Below are 19,198 nucleotides of genomic sequence, written 5' to 3' on the forward strand. Positions count from 1 at the left end.
TATTTTGGAGGAGTTTAAATGGTTAGTAAAAAAATGGGAAAAGCACTTAACGATCAGATGAACTACGAGTTCTATTCAGCATATGTATACCTCGCCATGAGCGCAGACTGCGAGTCTAAAGGACTCAAAGGCTTCGCAAACTGGTTCTACGTTCAGTATCAGGAAGAGACGGCCCACGCCATGAAGTTCTACAACTACATACTCGATCAGGGTATTGATGTTGAGCTTGATAAGATGGATAAGCCCAAGAAGAGCTTTAAGGATCTCCTTGAAATGTATAATGAAACTCTCTCCCACGAGAAAGAGGTTACCAAAAGGATATACAACCTTGTGGATCTCGCCCTTGACGAGAGGGACCACGGTACGAATGCGTTCCTTCAGTGGTTCGTAACCGAGCAGGTGGAGGAAGAGGCCTCTGTGAACGAGATCCTCGACCAGCTTAAGCTTGTGGAGAGCAGTGGTAACGGAATCTTCATGCTCGATAAGGAGCTTGGTCAGAGAACACTCCCCGCAGACGCTGCCGCCGAATAAACCAGCCAGGTGGGCTAGTCTGGTGGGCTAGTTCGGGTAACGACCAGGGTATTTGGGTTAATAGTTGGTCAAGTGGGCTAGTCTGGTGGGCTGGTTCGGGTAACGACCTGGGTATCTGGGTTAATAACCAGCCAGGTGGGCTGGTCTGGTGGGCTGGTTCGGGTAACGACCTGGGTATCTGAGTTAATAACCAGCCAGGTGGGCTAGTCTGATTGGGTACCTCGGCTATCATTTCTGGCTTAATTACGACCTTGCATAACTTAGCGGGGTGGGCTGGTTCGGGTAACGACCAGGGTATTTGGGTTAATAACCGGCCATGTGGGCTAGTCTGGTCGGGTAGCCTCGGCTATCTTTGGGTGCTGGACCGTGGCCTGCCTGTATGGTTAATCAAAATAACGGGTTGTCTTTTCTAACTGAAATCGCAACTTACAGATAATATTAATGGGGGCTCTTGCCCCCTTTTTTTTATTCCATGGGGAGCAGGGCGTAGCCTTTATTTTGATATCCGACCAAGGATACATAGCCGTTCTTAACGACCTCTATCTCCTCTATGATCTCATCCTCCCCAATCCCCTGCAGGTTGATGGCAACGCCGCACTGCTGAAAGCGAACACCTTCCTTCACCATTGCACGGATACGTTTCTGCATCTCGGTTTTAAGCTTTGAGTCTAGGTTGTTTATGTGGCTGTCACTCTTGGTCATAAATCTGGATGCGCCCCCACGGACAGCAACTATAACATCGGGGGTTGAGCCACCCGCTTTGATATCCTCAAAGGTCTGCTTAATAAGCTTAAGCCGCAGGTTCAAGAGGGCGGGTTTACCCTGGTTCAAATCTACTATTACCTTTGTTTTATCAACCCCTTTGAGCGCATCGGAAAAGTTTTCGGATGCGTAGGCAAATACACTGAGACTGAGTATGGTTATGAGAATAATGAGCTTATTCATAGTGACCTCCTAGTATTTATACAATAATACCTGAGTACTATTTTTGAAGGGAAAGGGAGTATGGAGGAGGATTTTTCATGGTGAGAGGGTTCTTTGTGCAGTATCCTGCATAGCTCTTATGGATGAACCGGTAGGGGAGATATTCATCTCGACCTTCGGGTATGCCGAGCCTCGTAGTCTGGATGATTTCTTCGGGGTTATCCCCATCGTTCAGGAAGCAGAAATCCGCTTCATCAATGCCTACACCGCTGTGCTCGGGGACCTTGAGATTGAGGCTTTTACAAAGGAGCGTCTGTCCGGAGCATAGACGCTCAGGTTCTCTTAACCTGCCGTTTACGGGGTTAAGCCTCTGCATGAGTTCTATCCCTTCTTCGCTGTTCCCCCAGGGAATACCCGACTTGATGAGTACGGCGTTTCCTTCGCCGCGGGAACTGATATTCAGGGAATCCCCGCCCCTTGCATAGTACATATACACCGTACCGCCGACCATGAAGAGCGGGGAACGCTTTTCGGTATAGCCCAGAGATGCATGGCTGCCTTTGTCCGCGAGGTAGTAGCACTCGGTCTCGATGACCATCACACGAAGGGGCACACCCTCCACTTCACGGTAGATGACCTTCCCTAAAAGTTCCTCCGCAACAAGAGCCGCATCCCTGTCGAAGAACTTTGATGTAAGTCTTTCCATAGTTTAACCCTACAGAAAAAAGCACAGCAGTACAAGCATCTATACCAAGCCGGATTCCTCCATGATGTGCCTATACTTATCGTTGTAGCCGTGTTTCTTAAGGAGCTGAAGGCCGACTATGTTCGAGTACAGGTAATCGCCCCGGTAGGCGAGGTCTATGAAGAAGCGGTTGAGAACTCCGTCATTAAAGCATCTCTGCATCTCGATAACGCTGTAATTCCTGCCGGTCTGCTTGCTGAGCAGGCGGAGGAGGGACGAGCGCATTTCGAAGTCGTCACGTATAAGTTCCTGATAGTATACGGCGATGGGGCCAAAATGCTCAAGGTGCTCCGGGCTGAGCTCATTCACGGGGGTGTTGTCGTCCACGAGCTTAAGGTGCGCCTTGTACCACTGCAGATGCTCAAGGGCCTCGATGCTGTGGCGGTTGATCCTCTCCGTCTCCCTCAATGAGCGGGCCATGCTGACAAGGGTATAGAGTCCGCATGTGCAAATGAGCGCCATTACTGTGTTCAGAAGCTGGATATCTATAAGCATAAGTCACCTCTCAGGCGTTTTGATTAAGACATACAAAATCGGACTATAATGGTCCTTAATATAATAACGCCCGTTTGGTGGGGAACTTTAGTTCATTATTTTCGCTTTCCTGTAAACTTATGAAACAGGTAGGAAAATGAATTCAGACCGCTTTAAAAACCATTTTATTGTTTGATTAATGATAAGATATCCTATTTTAGTAATTTGTAAATAGCTGATATGTTTGTTAAAATGCTTATTATGGCGTATCTGGAAGCCTTGTCTATTCCATAATCAATGCGGTTGTAAAATGTGCATATGTTTCATTAGGAGGGATTAATAAAACCGCAGGGGGATAAAGAATTTTATTCACTTATGCTGGTTGGGTTTTAGGAACGTGCCCATAAAATAAACAATGATTTTAGGAAAAAATATTTCAGGGGTTTTAGGGGTTTAAGAAAACGTTAACCGTCCTTGGCGGGTTTGGGGGTAAAAATCACAGATATGTGCCAATTAGGATGCTATAATTTAGATATCTTGAACGATGGTCAGGAAATACAATATAGGAGGAAAAAATGCTTAGAAAACTCATTTTTGCAGTTTTAGTGGCTATGATGCTTGTCCTTGCCGGATGCGGTGGAGGCAGCGGAGATGGAGACACAACCGGAGATGATGGCGGCGGAGGCGGCGGTGGTGATACCACTACAGAGCTTTCCGAGGAGCAGGAAGAGGTTGTAGGCGAGAGTTTTAATGCGGTGAGTGAAGCTGCAACCCTTGCAGGAGAGAGCATGTATATCCCCGGCGGTGCCGGCGGTGCGGCGCTCGGTGTTATGCCCAGAGCGGAGATCAATGAAAGCATCTCCATCGACCTAGACCAGAACGGTGTGAACGATGTAACCATTACATATACAGGAACCTCCCAGACCGAGCTTAACCCTACAACATTCACCTTCGACCTTACCGGTGATGCTACATTCATCAGCGACTTTTCATACAGCGAAGGTGACAGCACGTACACCATATATAACGGAAGCTCCTACGCAAACACACTCGATGTTGTTATGGCGGAAGGTAATGGTGATCTCTACGACCTTACTATCGATCTCAGCGCCAGCTACTCTGATTTTTCCGTGGACTACACCGATGGGCTTTCCTCCGGTAGTATTGTCCTTAACGGAAGCACAGATATGACCTTTGCAGGAACTATCGATCCCCAGGCTGAGGACGGGGAAGGAATGGACGGAACAGCTCAGGCCACAGTTGACCTGACGGCGGTTATTACTGAGGATGGCGAGACATATACGGTAGGCTTTTCCGGCAACGGTTCTGTAAACATAGAGACCGGCGATGTTGACGTTGTATACTATGTATCAATCGACGGCACAACATACGGCCCCTATACAGAGAGCGAGCTTGAGGCGTTCTAACAATCATTAGATTTCAGATATAAAGACCCGTCCCCGTGGCGGGTTTTTTTATTGCCCGAAATCCTCCAGCGAGACTATGAAGCCGTCCTGAAAGCGGAAGATGCTCCTTCCTTCCATGTGCATCTCGGTGCCCGCTTTTGGTCCGTTGGGCACATCAACGGCCAGTACGCCGTAGTAGTCTATCTCGATCTCGGCTTTGTCCGGTTCGAATGAGAAGCTTTTGATAGTCTGGCTTCTTGTGGAGAAAAGCTCTGCGGCCATCTCTGCCGCCTCTCTCAGTTCGTCTATACCTTTTACCTGCATGTTCACACGGTCGTTGGCGTAGTTTTTGAAATCGACCTCGGTGTCCATGTCCGCAAGCATTCCATCTATGTCAAAGTTGTTGTAGGCATCTATATAGTTTTCGATAATCCGGCGCATATTCTGTTCTGTCATAAAGCTCCCTGTTTTTCCTTTGCTGGTATTATGAATTCACGAAGATCCGAATGGAGGATTCCGTGGAGTTCAGCAATATCATCTTTGTCGGTCTCTGTGAAGAGGAAGCCGAAGAGGGGGAAGCGTTTATGGTCTATCATCCTCATTTCAAGGGGGTTTTTAAATTTTGAGAGCAGGCTCTCATAGTTGAACGATTCTATGTCCGCACCCCGCATTCCGGTGGAATTGTCCAGAACGATCATGCCGTAGAGCTTGTCCTCTTTGCCGTTGAATACCTGCTCCCAGTCCGGTTTGAGTCCTTTGTGGAAGTATTCATAGGGGCTGAACCCATAGGAGAGTATGGTTGCATCCGCTGTGGTACACCACCCGCCGAAGCGCATCGGGTTTATCTCTATGGGTGCGATTATCTCACCGTCTCGTCTCAGCTCCGCATGCACAGTAATGTTTCTCGCTCCGGAGAGTTTGCCGATTTCGGCCATGAAGTGCGTGAAGGGTTCGAGGTTATCGAGGATCACGTCCTTTGAGGATATGTATACCCTGTCGCTTACGTCATCTGCGGAGGAGAATATGTGCTTATGTATGTTGAGCACAACCGGCTCCCCCGATTCATCATAGTAAACATCAACGGCGTATTCCTCTCCGTCAATGCACTCTTCGATGATGAACGCCTCGCTGTTCATGACCTCATCGGGGTACAGCCCTGCAACCTCTTTGAGTTCAGCCTCAATCTTTGCCACGGTGTTGTTCCACTGGGAGGGGTCCTCAACCCTGTGTACTCCCATACTGAAGAACCCCGTTGCGGGTTTGATGATGAAGGGATATTTGAGGGTTGCGGGGTCGGTGTTATTGAGTTCCTCAAAGGGTATCTCAAGGAAATAGAAATGGGGGAACATCGGCTTGAGCAGTTCACGGAAGCGCACCTTATTTTTGAAGTTATCTATAAGCTCGGGGAGTTTGGTGTCCTTGAGATTTTTCGCCACCCATCCGATGGAGTTTTCCGAGTTTGTGTACACCTTCGGGTACTCCTGCGCATTGAGAAGCTTGATTGCCTCCGCCTCATCGATAACATTTGCCGTACGGTCTATGCCCATCTCTCTGGCTGTTGAGGTGTACACAAGGGGTATGTCGAATTTGGCGGCGGAATTGAGCATTATATCTGAAACAAAGGGCCTGTCTGGAATAATCATTATGGTGTTCTCCTTCAAAGATAAATATGGGGGTTTCTATAACATGAAGAGTTCTTTTGTAAAAGATGCAGTTTTCTGGAAAAACTGTACCTGTCTGGGAACAAAAAAAGCCGGGCTGTTCGTGCCGCATTCTCTGTATAGGTCTGGAACTGGAAGATCCTTCTCGGCCTCTTTAAAATTGATAATATTTGTTCTTCGTATAATTGTTTCTTCATTTGAGTTCTCTTTTAATATTTTGCGGAAAACTCTCTTAATACTGGGCTAGTTTACGTGGGAAAGGCCAAGGACACATTACCAAACCAACGATAGACCATGTCTCGATGAAGGGTTTAAGGGAGAACCAGATGGTTCCCCCTTATTAGTTTATCGCTTTTTGCAGATCAGGTAACCGAAACTCGTCCATCTGCCATTATCTACTTCCAGAGTTTTGGCATCACCCTCAGGGTTGTTTTTTTCAAACGGGTCATACCGAACAAATTCCTGCCACCACTCAGTAGCGTCAGCAGGGTAACCACTCTCGAGCACCTCAAAACCTGCATCTTCAATCTCTGCCTTTGTTTCTTCAAGAGATCTGAAACAATCCTTCCATGGGTACTCGCCTGATGAAACGTAAGGGAGCAGGTCTTCAGGGATCTCTACATCATAGTGCATCGGTTCGGCAATACCGAGGATTCCATCATCTTTCATAACCCTTCTGATCTCAAGCAAAGCATTCCTGTAGCCTTCTGCCCCTAAAGACACTCGAACCATCTCCAGTGCTGTTGTTGAGTAGATGTAGTCAAAGGTTTTTGATGCGAAAAACAGATCAGGAACGCCTATTTTCATCCCTATGACCCTGTCTAAAACGCCCCATTCAGATGCATTTTCAATCAGATGTTCGACCATCGGCCTCCCATCCATTCTGTCATCCCAAGGGTCAACGGCTACGGTGCGCACAGCATACTCTTTTGCGATAAAGCATGTTTGGTATCCTCTGTTGCAGCCAAGATCAAGCAGAAGTTTATCAGGATGTATCTGCATCTTTTCTGCCATAAACTCTGCCAGTTTTAGCCCGCCCGGACCGCTGCACTGTTCATAAATCTTATGTAAATTGGTGTATTTTTGTGACTTAGCGTATTTGAAATTTGACATATTATGCCCCTTAAAATAGTTTAATAGTGTTTGGTCACAACTTTATTGTCACCAAACAAGGAAATTATTTCATTTTGGTAGGTATGCCCCATAACTCAAAGAAATTGAGTTACAGGGAAGGCACAATTGTCTTTTTAAGAAATGCGAGAGAGAGTATTTTGTTCAAAAAATCTCCTGATTTTTTTGGTATTGTATTTGTCATGCTTCTGACAGTCAATATGAAATCGCATCCATACTCTATATGTACAGCTTTTGTCGGCTTTGCGAATATATTTCTTTATCCCGTCCGACACCAGAAAGGGGCACCCCCATCCCTTGCCTATGGGGCGATGGTACAAAATACTGCCTGCATCCATCAATACAGGCCGTTTCTGCATTGCTTGAGTGGTAAGTGGGAACGTGTGCGCAGGTTACATCATGCCGCCCATATTGAGGTAAATTATTTATATATAGATAGTTTAAAAAAGTTAGTTATTGCAAATACCTCGAATTATACCTCAATGTAAAAAACTGACCTTTAACATTCATGAAATAGTCTCATAAAATTGCACACTTAATTCACTTGCTAACACTGTCACAAAAGATGTTTGCTTATTTCGTTTAGCCAGGTTAAGACTTCTCCGTTAGGATCTACATTATTAAGGCGTGCCAAAGTCATGTTTGAAACAGCACCTCGGTTCAGGCGTTTTTTAGCCTTACTCTCTTTCTTTCTTTGCTTCTCCTCGTCCAAATCTTCCCAGTCTACAGTAGACTCTGATGCACCATGGACTGCCTTTGCGACCAACGCTGGAACGTCATCGAATGACTGAAAGTTTCCAGTGAACTGTGTTTCAAACTCTTCATTTATAGCTTCAAAATCTATATAATTCTCAATTTCCCTTTTACTAGTTATAAAAGAACTACAATTATTGCCTCGTGCATTTACCCTATCTGCAGCATCCTGATACTTGGCTGGCTCCGGTGGAGGGACATCTCTATCCAACACATGCACTTCAGGGACACAGAGCCCTTCAAGCCTGTTTGTCCATAACTCAAGAGTCGAACCCCCCATAGGTATATAAACCAATTCTCCACTTTGTTCAGCGTTTCTTAAATCGGCAATGTTTGTGTCTTCCTGTGATAAATAAGAAGATATTGTGTTGATGAATTCAATGTCATTTGGCCCCTCGACTCCAACAAATACCTTGATGTTATGATTTGCAAACATGCCAAGAGTTGATTTAATTCTCAGCAATGTATCATCATCGTTTTCAGCCAATATTCGAGAGCCTTTTCCGTCTTTTTCAATAAACCTTATTGAATCACGATCAACTCGCCCGGCAAGAACAGGGTTGTGAGTTGAAAATATCACTTGATGAGTCTCCTCAAGCGCCAACTCCTTCAGTGCATCTAAGAGCAGCATTTGATTGTTTGGGTGCTGTGATGTTTCAGGCTCCTCAATTGCAAAAATAACATCTTGAACATCTCTTTCACTTGCTAACTGTTCAGCTTTGGCTCGGAAAAAGTTAATTAAGAAAAGTCGTCGAACCCCACTACCACGCTTATTCAAGGGTATTTGATTTTCATTTGTGAGTGACACGGAGAAAACCTTCCCCCAGTTGAATTTTGAGAAATTTGGATTCAACTGGTTTGCCAACTCAGGGTCCATTTCTCTGATTTTTTCGATAGTTAAATTTGTAACCTCTTCAACTTGACGTTTTACATAGTTTTCAATAGCAACAAGCTCATTTGCCTTTTGAGTTATAGCTTCCTTGATAGCAAATTTAATGGGATCTTGTGCTTCAGCGTCCTGATCGGAACTTGGACGGTCAGATTTAAAAAGTTGGAATAGAGGAAGAGTATTCTGAAGTGGCTTCCATATCTTGGACTTTACCTCTAACTCGACTAATTGTTTAACTAGCTGCTCATCAGATACACTTGACCAGATAGCATGTCTCAGAGCTGACTTAACAGTTTCGTTTACTCCCTCTAAATTAATGCTAAGTTCTTTTGCCCTTGCTTTTAGTTGCGTTATGTTTAAAGAAAATAAATCATTGAAATTTTCAACCGTTGGATGGGATGCTCGAATAAATACTTTTTCGCACTTCGGTGAGGCGCTAGAGAACACTTTCTTTATTTCAAGCTTGCCTTCAGTGTTTAGAAGATATTCATTTGCAGGTGATATACGATGATCTGTGTCTATTATTAAGTGTCTTGGTATATCTGTAAAAATACACGTTATCTCAATATCATCTGAGCTACTCAACCCAGCTGACCGATCACCAGACTCTAGCTTGTCAGCATTAAAGAAAGTATCCAGTGCTTCAAGAACAGAAGATTTACCTATGTCATTCTTGGCAACCAGTGTCGTCAAATCAGAGAAATGTATCGATATTTCGTTCTTATAACAGCGAAAATTTTTTATTTTTACAATATCCAGTTTCATCCTATATCCTTCTTCTATTTAGGCAATCTCTATATGACTTATTAATATATTATGCATATTCGTATAATTAAATTTAGTCACCTCAGCTTCATCCATTCCAATACCTCAGAATGTCTCCAGCCAACACTACTGCCAGACAGTGGCACCCTTGCAGGGGATTCACCTTTGCGTTCCAGCCGCCAAATAGTTGTCCGAGAAAGGCCTGTTAATTCCTGAAGCTCTTGTGCCCGTATAATTCGTTCTGCCAAATCATCAGGGCTCAATTGTGGAGCTGTTCTTTCTACAACCTTATCCAGCAAATACTCCAATAACTGGAAACTAAAAACAAAAGATCATATTTAGTAACATGTACATATCATGCAACATAGCGGAACAAATTGCAACGAAATGAGAAGGTAGCAGACAAAAAAAGCCGCACCCCGTAAAGGAGTGCGGCCGTTGATATTATTAGCGATTGAAGAAACGGGGGCTTACATCATGCCGCCCATTCCTCCCATTCCGCCCATGCCGCCCATATCGGGCATGCCGCCGCCGGCTCCGCCTTCATTCTTCTCGGGAATGTCGGTGATAAGAGCTTCGGTGGTGAGCATAAGGCTTGCAACGGAAGCTGCGTTCTGAAGGGCGCTTCTGGTAACCTTTGTGGGGTCGATAACGCCGTCTTCGAACATGTCGGTATATTTCTCGGTGTAAGCATTGAAGCCGTATGTGCTTTCCTTGCTTTCCTTGATGTTGTTTACGATGATTGAGGCCTCAAAACCTGCGTTCGTAACTATCTGACGAAGGGGGAACTCAAGGGTCTTTCTGAGGAGCTCCACGCCAACCTGCTGGTCGCCTTCAAGCTCAAGGTTTTCAACTGCCTGAAGAGCCTTGATAAGAGCAACGCCGCCGCCGGCTACGATTCCTTCTTCAACAGCAGCCTTAGTAGCGTTGAGTGCATCTTCAACACGGGCCTTCTTCTCTTTCATCTCTGTCTCGGTAGCAGCACCAACCTTGATAACGGCAACGCCGCCAACAAGCTTAGCAAGTCTTTCCTGAAGCTTCTCTCTGTCGTAGTCGCTTGTGGTGTCCTCAACCTGCTTCTTGATCTGGTTTACACGAGCCTGAATGTCGTCTGTGGAACCGCCACCCTCTACGATGGTGGTGTTCTCTTTATCAACGGTAACCTTCTTCGCTCTGCCGAGGTCGTCGAGGGTTACGCTGTCTATCTTGATGCCGAGCTCTTCGCTGATAACCTGTCCGCCTGTGAGAACAGCGATATCCTTGAGCATCTCTTTCCTTCTGTCGCCGAAGCCGGGAGCCTTAACAGCGCAGCAGTTAAGCGTTCCACGAAGCTTGTTCACAACGAGAGTAGCAAGAGCCTCACCCTCAACATCCTCTGCGATGATTACGAAGGGGGAGTTGTTCTTGGCGAGCTGCTCAAGTACGGGAAGGATCTCTTTCATGTTGGAGAGCTTCTTGTCGTAGATGATTATGTAAGGATCCTCAAGGGATGCTTCCATGTTCTCGGGGTTTGTTACGAAGTAGGGTGAGAGGTAGCCTCTGTCGAACTGCATACCCTCAACAACGTCAAGAACTGTCTCGGTGGACTTGTTCTCTTCGATGGTGATAACGCCGTCCTTACCTACCTTCTCCATAGCCTCTGCGATGAAATCGCCGATCTCTTTGTCGTTGTTTGCGGAGATAGTACCAACCTGGGCGATCTCCTTTTTGTCTGCGATGGGCTTGGAGATGTTCTTAAGCTCTGCGATAACTGCATTAACAGCCTTGTCGATTCCTCTCTTAAGCTCCATGGGGTTTGCGCCTGCTACAACGTTCTTGATGCCTTCCTTGAAAAGTGCCTGGGCAAGAACTGTCGCAGTGGTTGTACCGTCACCGGCAACGTCGCTGGTCTTGGAAGCAACTTCCTTAACCATCTGTGCGCCCATGTTCTCGAGGGGATCGGAAAGCTCGATCTCTTTAGCAACGGTAACGCCGTCCTTGGTAACAAGGGGGGAACCGAACTTCTTCTCGATTACTACGTTTCTACCTTTGGGTCCGAGTGTAACTTTTACTGCGTCTGCAAGTTTATCAACGCCTCTTCCGATGGCGTGTCTAGCGTCTTCACTGAATGTAATATTTTTAGCCATAATAATTATCCCTCCTGATTAGTTATCCGAGAATTCCGAGGATGTCGTCCTCTCTCATGATGAGATACTCATCATCACCGAACTTAACCTCTGTACCTGCGTACTTGCTGAAGAGAACCTTGTCCCCTTCCTTTACGGTAAGCTCTACCCTGTTTCCATTCTCAAGGTATTTACCGGGTCCGGTTGCGATAACTTCGCCCTCCATGGGCTTTTCCTTTGCGCTGTCGGGAATGATGATGCCGGCTGCGGTCTTCTCTTCACTCTCGAAACGCTTTACAAGAACTCTGTCCTGAAGCGGCTTGATAGATGCCATCTTCTGCCTCCTTTATATAGTTTAGTTATAAATGACTTATTTGTTCTGTTTTCTGTTATTAGCACTCTCGCCTTGTGAGTGCCAACACGGATATTTATATAGAAATGCGAAGAAGATTTCAAGGGAAAAATTAGACCTGAGCCGGGTTTTATAAAGATATTTTAGGGGATGTAACTCTTTGTTTCGGCGTGATATATAAAAAAAGGGGGTCCTGCTCTGACCCCCTTTGTATTATTAATCGTTTACTGATGCATCTCTATGTATTCCGCCAGACCTTTATAAATGCCGTAGGCGATCTTCTTGCGGTAGTTTGTACTTCTGTATTTCTTAGCTTCGGTACGGTTTGATATGAAGCCAGCCTCAACGAGGATAGAGGGCATCTGCGCACCCACCAGAACATAGAAGGGAGCCTGCTTAACCCCTCTGTTGCCGCTGTGGCTTGAGGAGCCGTAAACGTACTTTACGAGCCATTCCTGCGCCTTACCCGCCAGAAGAAGGGATTCCTCCAGCTTGGAGTTGAGCATTATATCCTTGAGGATGCCCTGCAGGTCGGACATGGATTTGGTCGTTGCCATGTTCTCCTTTGCGGCGAGGGCAAGGGCGGCCTTGTCATCGGTTACGTTAAGTACATAGGTCTCTATCCCGTTTGCGTTCCGGTTCCTGCTCGCATTTATGTGAACGGATATGAATATATCCGCCTTCTTCCGGTTTGCGAATGCTGTTCTCTCCTCAAGGGGAATGAAAACATCCCGCCTTCTTGTCATGAACACCTCAAGCTGGGTGTTCTCTTTGAACAGCCTCTCGAGCTCAAGGGCGATATCGAGGACAACATCCTTCTCCTTGAGGCCGTTGTATGTTGCTCCCGGATCCTTGCCTCCGTGGCCGGCATCTATGACTATACGGCGTATCTTAAGTCCGAAGACGCTTGCAAGGGTCGCCTTGTCCAGATCCGCATCCTGATTAGCCATATTGGGGGATTCATCCCTGCGGTCCTTGATAGGCTCGCCGCTTACATCGATTACGATCCTATCCGGGTTGCCCATGGGGAATACGTTGAAGTCCTTAACGTTGTCCGAATCGAGAACCACACGGATAACACCGGGTCTGTTCACTCCCCAGCGTACGGAACGCAGGAGGCCGTCTTTTATGTCGATCTCCTTGGGGATTGTCTTGTCGATGACGTCGGTTTCAATGTCCAGAAAAAGCCTCGGAGGCTTGTTGTATTTAGGATTGGCCTTTAGCCAGTGTTTCTTGTAGTTAACGGGGCCGCTCATGTCGAGAACAACACGTGTGTAGTCCGATGCGGCGAAATGGCGGATACCGCTTATCATGGTTTTGCCGCTTGGGGCGTCCATTTTGCCGCCGTACTGCTTCTCCCCGCCGCTCTCCTGTGCCGCACTGGTGGTTTTGTCGGTAAAGAGGCTGTCGGTACTCACCTTCTGAACCTCGGGGGCGGGCTCTTCCGCTGTCTGCTCAACAGGAGGTTCCTCAGCGGTATCCTTTATTATATCCTCAACATCCGGTGCGCTGTTCTTCTTTGCGAACTTGGCATCAATGGCTTCCAGCTTCTTTCTTGCCGCCGGAGCATCCTCGGAATTCGGGAACTTGAAGAGGAGACGGTTCAGCATGAACTTCGCCGAGGCAAAATCCTTGCGCATCGTATATATATCCGCAGACTGCAGATAGGCAAGGGAGGCGAGCCTTGTCTCGTAGTTTACAGCTAGAAGTTTAAGATATTTTAGTGTTTTAAGAAGATCGTCACGGTTGTTGAACCGCTTGTAGCTTCGGTAATAGGTCTGGGCTGTGTAGTGCAGGGCATCATCAGCCAGGGACGACTGGGGTGCGGAGCTGTATATGCTGTAAAACTGGGAGGCCACATTCTCGTATGACTTCCTGCTCACCTTGGAGGATTTCTCGATAAAGGCCAGATCCTTTTTTGCGGTCTGGTACTTATCGTAGTCTCCTGCAAAGGCGTAGACAGCCGTTGCAATTACCAGAAGGATCAGAAGTGCTTTCTTTTTCATGTTACCCCAGCTTTCGTTTAAGGTATTTTCCTGTGTATGATTTCCTGCTTTTAGCACATTTCTCAGGTGTTCCGGAGAAGATTATCTCCCCTCCGCCTCCGCCACCCTCAGGGCCGAGGTCGATGATGTAATCGGAGCATTTAATAACATCCAGATTGTGCTCGATGATCACAACCGTGTTCCCTGATTCGGTCAAAGCGCGGAAAATCTTAACCAGTTTGTTGATATCATCAAAATGAAGCCCCGTTGTGGGTTCGTCAAATATATAAAGAGTTTTACCCGTGGGACGCTTCATCAGCTCCTTTGCCAGCTTAACCCTCTGCGCCTCGCCGCCGGAGAGGGTGGTTGCGGGCTGGCCGAGCTTTATGTAGCCAAGGCCCACATCAACGAGAACCTTCAGCTTATTCTTTAATTTCGGTATATTTTCGAAAAACTCAAATGCCTGATTTACCGTCATGTCCAGTACATCGGCTATATTCTTCCCGCTGTAGCGTATATCAAGGGTATCCCTGTTGTACCTTTTCCCTCCGCAGGCATCGCATCTTACATACATATCGGGGAGGAAATGCATCTCGATCTTAATGTACCCTTCACCCTGGCACGTTTCGCATCTGCCGTAGCGGACGTTGAAGCTGAACCTGCCCGCCTTGTACCCACGTTTCTTAGCCTCGGGGGTCATGGCGAAAAGCTCCCTTACATCGGTGAGAACACCCGTATATGTCGAAGGATTCGAGCGGGGTGTTCTGCCTATGGGGCTCTGGTCGATATCGATAACCTTGTCGATATGCTCAAAACCTTCAATACTTTTATATTCGCCGGCTTTTATGGCCGTTCCCTGCAGCTTGCGGACAAGGGCGGGGTACATCGTATCCATGATAAGGGTGGATTTACCCGAACCGCTCACTCCTGTAACGCAGACCATCATCCCGAGGGGGAGTTCAAGCTTAACGTTCTTGAGGTTGTGCTCCGAAGCGCCTGTCAGCTTAAGCCATCTTTCACAGGGCTGGTTGCGCTCTTTCGGGATCTCGATCTCCATCCTTCCGCTGAGGTATGCGCCTGTAAGGCAGTTTTCGCAATCGCTCAGCCCTTCGGGTACGCCTTCGTAGACGATCTCTCCACCCTTGCGCCCTGCGTAGGGGCCCATATCGATTACGTGGTCCGCATCGAGGATCGTATCCTCATCATGCTCAACAACGATAACTGTGTTTCCTATATCACGCAGGTTCTTGAGCGTGGCGATGAGCATATCGTTATCACGCTGATGGAGGCCTATGGAGGGTTCGTCCAGCACGTAAAGCACGCCGGTGAGCCCGGAGCCTATCTGGGTGGCAAGGCGTATCCTCTGTGCCTCTCCTCCAGAGAGTGTGGAGGCCTTTCGTTCAAGGGTTATGTAATCCAGCCCCACATCACGGAGGAAGGCGAGCCTGCGGACGATCTCTGCCACGATCCTGTCTGCAACCTCCCTGCGGAAGCCTGTGAAGTTAAGGTTCTCGAAGAAATCCAGAGCGATCTGGATATCCATGGCGGAGACTTCGTGTATGTTCTTATCCCCCACAAATACGGAAAGGCTGGTCTTCTGAAGCCTTGCCCCCTCGCATTCGGGGCAGTCCATGGATGACATGTATCTTTTGGCGTTGTCACGTTCGTTGGGCGTTCCTGTATATAGCTTTTCCCTGAGCCAACCCAGGACGCCGGTGAATTTCTTTTCGTAGAAAACCTTCTTCTCCCCTTTAAAGGTGAAGAGCTTGAGGGGTTCGTCGCTTCCGTTGAGCAGATAATCCTTCGCCTCTTCGCTTAACTTCTTGTAGGGGATGTTCATATCGATCCCCTGCTGCTCGCTTATGGCCACGAGTGTGTTGTAGTGATGGAAGTTGTCGAAATGCTCCCACGGCTTTATGGCTCCCTCACGCACGCTGAGGTTATCGTTGGGGACGATCGCCTTTTCATCGAAGATCTGCTTCTCACCGAGCCCTTCGCATTCGGGGCATGCGCCGAAGGGGTTGTTGAATGAGAAGCTCCTCGGTTCGATCTCGGGGATGCTTATATTGCATTCTGCACAGGAGAACTTTTCGGAGAAGAGGCGGCTATCACCATCCACGGAGATCTCCGCCAACCCTTCGGAGAGGCGTAGAGCGGTCTCTACCGAATCGGCAAGCCTGCGGTCTATCCCCTCTTTGAGTTTAACCCTGTCTATACTTACGCTTATATTGTGTTTTACATTCTTTTCGAGGATGATCTCCTCTTCAAGCCTTCTCTGCTCGCCATCCACCCATACACGTACGTAGCCGTCCTTAAGCAGGCCTTCGAAGAGCTTTCTGAACTCCCCCTTCTTCCCCCTGACTATGGGTGAGAGGATCTCAACCCTGCTTCCATCGGGGTTCTCAAGGATATGATCCACGATCTGCTGAACCGAATAGCTCTCAACTACTTTGCCGCATGAGGGGCAGTGTACATCCCCCACACGGGCGAAGAGCAGGCGCATGTAGTCGTATATCTCGGTTATGGTTCCAACTGTGGAGCGGGGGTTTCGGCTTATGGATTTCTGTTCGATGCTGATTGCGGGTGCGAGGTACTCGATGGAATCTACGTCCGGTTTCTCCATGAGCTCCAGGAACTGCCTCGCATATGCGGAGAGTGATTCCACATAACGCCTCTGCCCTTCTGCGTAGAGGGTGTCGAAGGCGAGGGTGGATTTACCTGAACCGCTTACTCCGGTGATTACCACCAGCTTGTTTTTCGGGATTTCGAGATGAATATCTTTCAGATTATGCTGACGTGCACCTTTAACGATAATCTTATCAGTCATACTGGGATTCTTTGTCCTCCATGCTGACCCAGGCGATCCTTTCGTATTTATCGTCGTAGAAGAAGAGGACCTTGGAATCCTTCTCCCTCATGGTGAGCTTTTCTCTGAAGAACTGAACCTCAAGGCCTTCGTACATGGTTTTCATAACCTTGATCCTCGGTCTTGAGTGGTGTGCACTGCGTATCAGCTTCTGGATCTGTTCATCGGTCTTCTTGATGTTTTCCAGAATCTGCTTGCGCAGAATAAGCAGCTGCTTAACCTTGGGGTTTTTGAGGATCTCCTTGTTTGTGGTGTCCAGCTTGCCAAGGAATTCCTCTACCTTTTCAAGGTTTTTTTCGTATTTATCCTTTGTATCTTTAAGCTTGTTCAGTTCTTCTTCGAAGAAATATTTCGTGCCCACGGCCATGGCGAAGTTTGTATTCCCCGTTGTTCCGGCCTGATTGATGACGATCTCGGAGAAGGCCATAACGCGCCCTCCGGCGATGATCCCCGGTTCGCCGACGGCTGTAACAAGTCCGCCGGATTTTATGTTGCTGTTATATGAGTATTTCAGCAGCTCCACGTTACCTTTTGCCTCAACGTTGGCCTTCTCGGCATAGCCGATTATAACGTCTCCCCCGGCTGCTATCCTGTTTTTAAAGTCACCCTTAATGCCGGTTTTGATGGTTATATTTCCTCCGGCTATAAGGTTTGCATCCTGAACGATACCCTCAACGATAATATCCTTTTCTGCCTTTATGGCAAACCCACTGAGGACATCGGACTTAACATGCACAACCCCGTTGAATATAATGTTGCCGATGGAATAGTCAAGGTTTCCTGGAACTGTATATATGGGGCTGACAGCAAGGCGGTTTCTGTGGAAGGTTACGCACCCGTCACAGGTTGCGTAGTACTCCTTCTCCTCCTCATCGGTGCTTACCCCGTCTTCTATGTGTATGGTGAGATCCTTTCCTTCCTCGGGGGAGATCTCCTCGTTCTGTACAGTGAGCCCTTTTACACCAGCGGTGGCGGGCTTTTTAGTGAGAAGAAGATCACCCTTTCTCACAAGGCGGATGTTGTCAATATTCTTATAGTCCACACTGCCGTCCTCACGAACCTTGGGGCGGCTTTGGGCGGGATCAAACTTAAGCTCAAGGTTAGCGTCAGCCCCTGATATGGGCTCGATACCTTCTGCAAAAAGGATCTTTTCTACAATGCCGAAGTCCGAATAGAGTTCGTAGGCATTCTTGATCTTTTCTGTTTTAAGGTTAACCGTTACACCGTTTTCCTCAATAATACGAAGGAGTTGGTCGTAATCGAACATCTCTCCGCCGTTGATAGGGGGGTATAGTGACAGATGCGCCTTCAGCCCGTCCGGGGATACATCGATCTCAAGGGAGGAATCCACCACCTCTTCGGTTACGATCTTTGCGAGGATGGTCCCCTCTTCTCTCTTGAGAACAAAATCGGACTGGCTTAAGCCGTACCTTTCAACGAGCAGTTTTTTAAATTCATTCTCTGTACGGTTAGAGTGATTCCTGAGAAGGTTCATGTCTTAACGGCACCTTTACAGTAAATTCAGTGAAAACCCCCTCTTCGGAGGTAACACTTATAGATCCATTGTGTGCTTCTATTATCATTCTGACAATGGCAAGCCCGAGACCAGTCCCTTTAACCTTCCCCGATGTGAAGAAGGGGTCGAATATCCTTTGCCGGCTTTCTTCGGCTATTCCTTTGCCGTTGTCGTGTATCTTAAAAATGCATTCATCGTCGCATACTTCGGCGCTCAGCTTTATAAGTCCGCTTTCCCCGAGGGCATCTATGGAGTTGCCCATAAGGTTGAAGAGAACCCTGAACATCTTCTCCCGGTCAAGCTTGAGCTCCGGGTTGTCTATATTTTCAATTTCAACAACAATATCGGTGTCTCTTGTCAAAATGTAAACATGTTTCTTCAAATCTTCAAAGATTTCCGAAACATAAAATTTTGATACGTTTATTGTAACCTTTTGTCTTGAAAAGTCCAGCAGATCAAGCGTGAGGCCGTGGATTCTTTTTACTTCGGTGTAGATACTGTCGATGTAATCTGTCATTTCATCGTCAAGTTCAGAGAGGTTTATGAGATCCAGATACGACTGGACTATGTTAAGAAGATTCTTGATATCGTGGGCTATGGAGCTGTTAAGCATGCCGATTATGCGCAGGTTTTCACTCTTGCGCATATCCTTCACCATATTAAAACGCTCAACGCCAAGGGCGCATTGGGAGGCGATGTAGCGTGCTATCTTCACATCATCCTCTGTGAAGTAGTCCTGTTCTTTGTCCGTAAGGTTTAAGACGCCTATGACACGGTCGTTTGCTGTGAGCGGGACGGACATGAAGGAGGACGCCCTGTAGCCCATCTCCTCTCTCGTATCTTCCGCAAGGTTAACAACGGTTTCCTCGCCGGACTCGGCAACCTTTCCTGCAATTCCCTGCCCCAGCTTGACCGTTGTGTTATCCGGATCGATGTCGAAGCCGGTATGGGCGCAGATCTTCAGTGTTTCCTCCTCCTTGAGCATCAGAGAGACCCTCTTTACGCCGAGGTACTCCTTTGCGATGCCTATGATGGAGGGGAGCAGGGTGTTTATCTCAAAGACAGTATTCATCTTTTCGGAGATCTCAAGCATAA

16 protein-coding genes are annotated in these 19,198 nt (G+C 47.4%); 2 read left to right on the forward strand and 14 right to left on the reverse strand.

Annotated features, from left to right (window positions below; genetic code table 11):
• Positions 1-18 precede the first annotated feature (18 nt).
• Positions 19-531 (forward strand): ferritin, encoded by a 513-nt coding sequence (locus K300_RS0110905; RefSeq protein WP_022851708.1) that lies wholly within the window; start codon positions 19-21, stop codon positions 529-531.
• A 465-nt stretch (positions 532-996) separates the two neighbouring features.
• On the opposite strand, the gene K300_RS0110910 is transcribed toward K300_RS0110905, so the two are convergent.
• The 3 genes from K300_RS0110910 to K300_RS0110920 are packed head-to-tail and all read right to left on the reverse strand — an operon-like array spanning position 997 to position 2,695.
• Complete coding sequence (locus K300_RS0110910) at positions 997-1,476, reverse strand: DsrE family protein (RefSeq protein ID WP_022851709.1); 480 nt, start codon at positions 1,474-1,476, stop codon at positions 997-999.
• 37 nt (positions 1,477-1,513) lie between these two features.
• Positions 1,514-2,161: a DNA-3-methyladenine glycosylase gene (locus K300_RS0110915; RefSeq protein WP_022851710.1), complete on the reverse strand. Its 648-nt coding sequence runs from the start codon at positions 2,159-2,161 to the stop codon at positions 1,514-1,516.
• A 39-nt stretch (positions 2,162-2,200) separates the two neighbouring features.
• On the reverse strand, positions 2,201-2,695 hold the full coding sequence (locus tag K300_RS0110920) for a hypothetical protein (protein WP_022851711.1): 495 nt from the start codon (positions 2,693-2,695) through the stop codon (positions 2,201-2,203).
• 554 nt (positions 2,696-3,249) lie between these two features.
• On the opposite strand from K300_RS0110920, the gene K300_RS0110925 reads away from it, so the two are divergent.
• On the forward strand, positions 3,250-4,101 hold the full coding sequence (locus K300_RS0110925; RefSeq protein ID WP_022851712.1) for a DUF7537 family lipoprotein: 852 nt from the start codon (positions 3,250-3,252) through the stop codon (positions 4,099-4,101).
• Between the two features lie 48 nt (positions 4,102-4,149).
• On the opposite strand, the gene K300_RS0110930 is transcribed toward K300_RS0110925, so the two are convergent.
• The 11 genes from K300_RS0110930 to K300_RS0110975 form a co-directional block, all read right to left on the reverse strand.
• Positions 4,150-4,536, reverse strand: coding sequence for a nuclear transport factor 2 family protein (locus tag K300_RS0110930; protein ID WP_022851713.1), 387 nt, complete (start codon positions 4,534-4,536; stop codon positions 4,150-4,152).
• Complete coding sequence (locus tag K300_RS0110935; RefSeq protein ID WP_022851714.1) at positions 4,533-5,723, reverse strand: ATP-grasp domain-containing protein; 1,191 nt, start codon at positions 5,721-5,723, stop codon at positions 4,533-4,535. Before K300_RS0110935 ends, K300_RS0110930 begins: the two co-directional genes overlap by 4 nt.
• A gap of 363 nt (positions 5,724-6,086) precedes the next feature.
• Positions 6,087-6,854: an SAM-dependent methyltransferase gene (locus K300_RS0110940; protein WP_022851715.1), complete on the reverse strand. Its 768-nt coding sequence runs from the start codon at positions 6,852-6,854 to the stop codon at positions 6,087-6,089.
• A 574-nt stretch (positions 6,855-7,428) separates the two neighbouring features.
• Entirely contained in the window at positions 7,429-9,279 is a 1,851-nt protein-coding gene (locus K300_RS15445; protein WP_022851716.1) for an AAA family ATPase, read from the reverse strand.
• 77 nt (positions 9,280-9,356) lie between these two features.
• A complete protein-coding gene (locus tag K300_RS17135; protein WP_081646966.1) occupies positions 9,357-9,587 on the reverse strand; it encodes an AlpA family phage regulatory protein in 231 nt (76 codons plus the stop codon).
• Between the two features lie 162 nt (positions 9,588-9,749).
• Positions 9,750-11,405: a chaperonin GroEL gene (groL, locus tag K300_RS0110950; protein WP_022851717.1), complete on the reverse strand. Its 1,656-nt coding sequence runs from the start codon at positions 11,403-11,405 to the stop codon at positions 9,750-9,752.
• A gap of 22 nt (positions 11,406-11,427) precedes the next feature.
• Positions 11,428-11,718: a co-chaperone GroES gene (gene groES, locus K300_RS0110955; RefSeq protein ID WP_022851718.1), complete on the reverse strand. Its 291-nt coding sequence runs from the start codon at positions 11,716-11,718 to the stop codon at positions 11,428-11,430.
• A gap of 242 nt (positions 11,719-11,960) precedes the next feature.
• Positions 11,961-13,742 (reverse strand): N-acetylmuramoyl-L-alanine amidase, encoded by a 1,782-nt coding sequence (locus tag K300_RS0110960; protein ID WP_022851719.1) that lies wholly within the window; start codon positions 13,740-13,742, stop codon positions 11,961-11,963.
• Position 13,743: 1 nt separating this feature from the next.
• A complete protein-coding gene (uvrA, locus tag K300_RS0110965) occupies positions 13,744-16,548 on the reverse strand; it encodes an excinuclease ABC subunit UvrA (RefSeq protein ID WP_022851720.1) in 2,805 nt (934 codons plus the stop codon).
• Complete coding sequence (locus tag K300_RS0110970; RefSeq protein ID WP_022851721.1) at positions 16,541-18,082, reverse strand: flagellar assembly protein A; 1,542 nt, start codon at positions 18,080-18,082, stop codon at positions 16,541-16,543. Before K300_RS0110970 ends, uvrA begins: the two co-directional genes overlap by 8 nt.
• Entirely contained in the window at positions 18,057-19,196 is a 1,140-nt protein-coding gene (locus K300_RS0110975; protein ID WP_022851722.1) for a GAF domain-containing sensor histidine kinase, read from the reverse strand. The genes K300_RS0110970 and K300_RS0110975 overlap by 26 nt, the downstream gene beginning before the upstream one ends.
• Positions 19,197-19,198: the final 2 nt, after the last annotated feature.

Origin of the sequence: Limisalsivibrio acetivorans, from assembly GCF_000421105.1 — a bacterium.
GTDB classification, from domain to species: Bacteria; Chrysiogenota; Deferribacteres; order Deferribacterales; family Geovibrionaceae; genus Limisalsivibrio; species Limisalsivibrio acetivorans.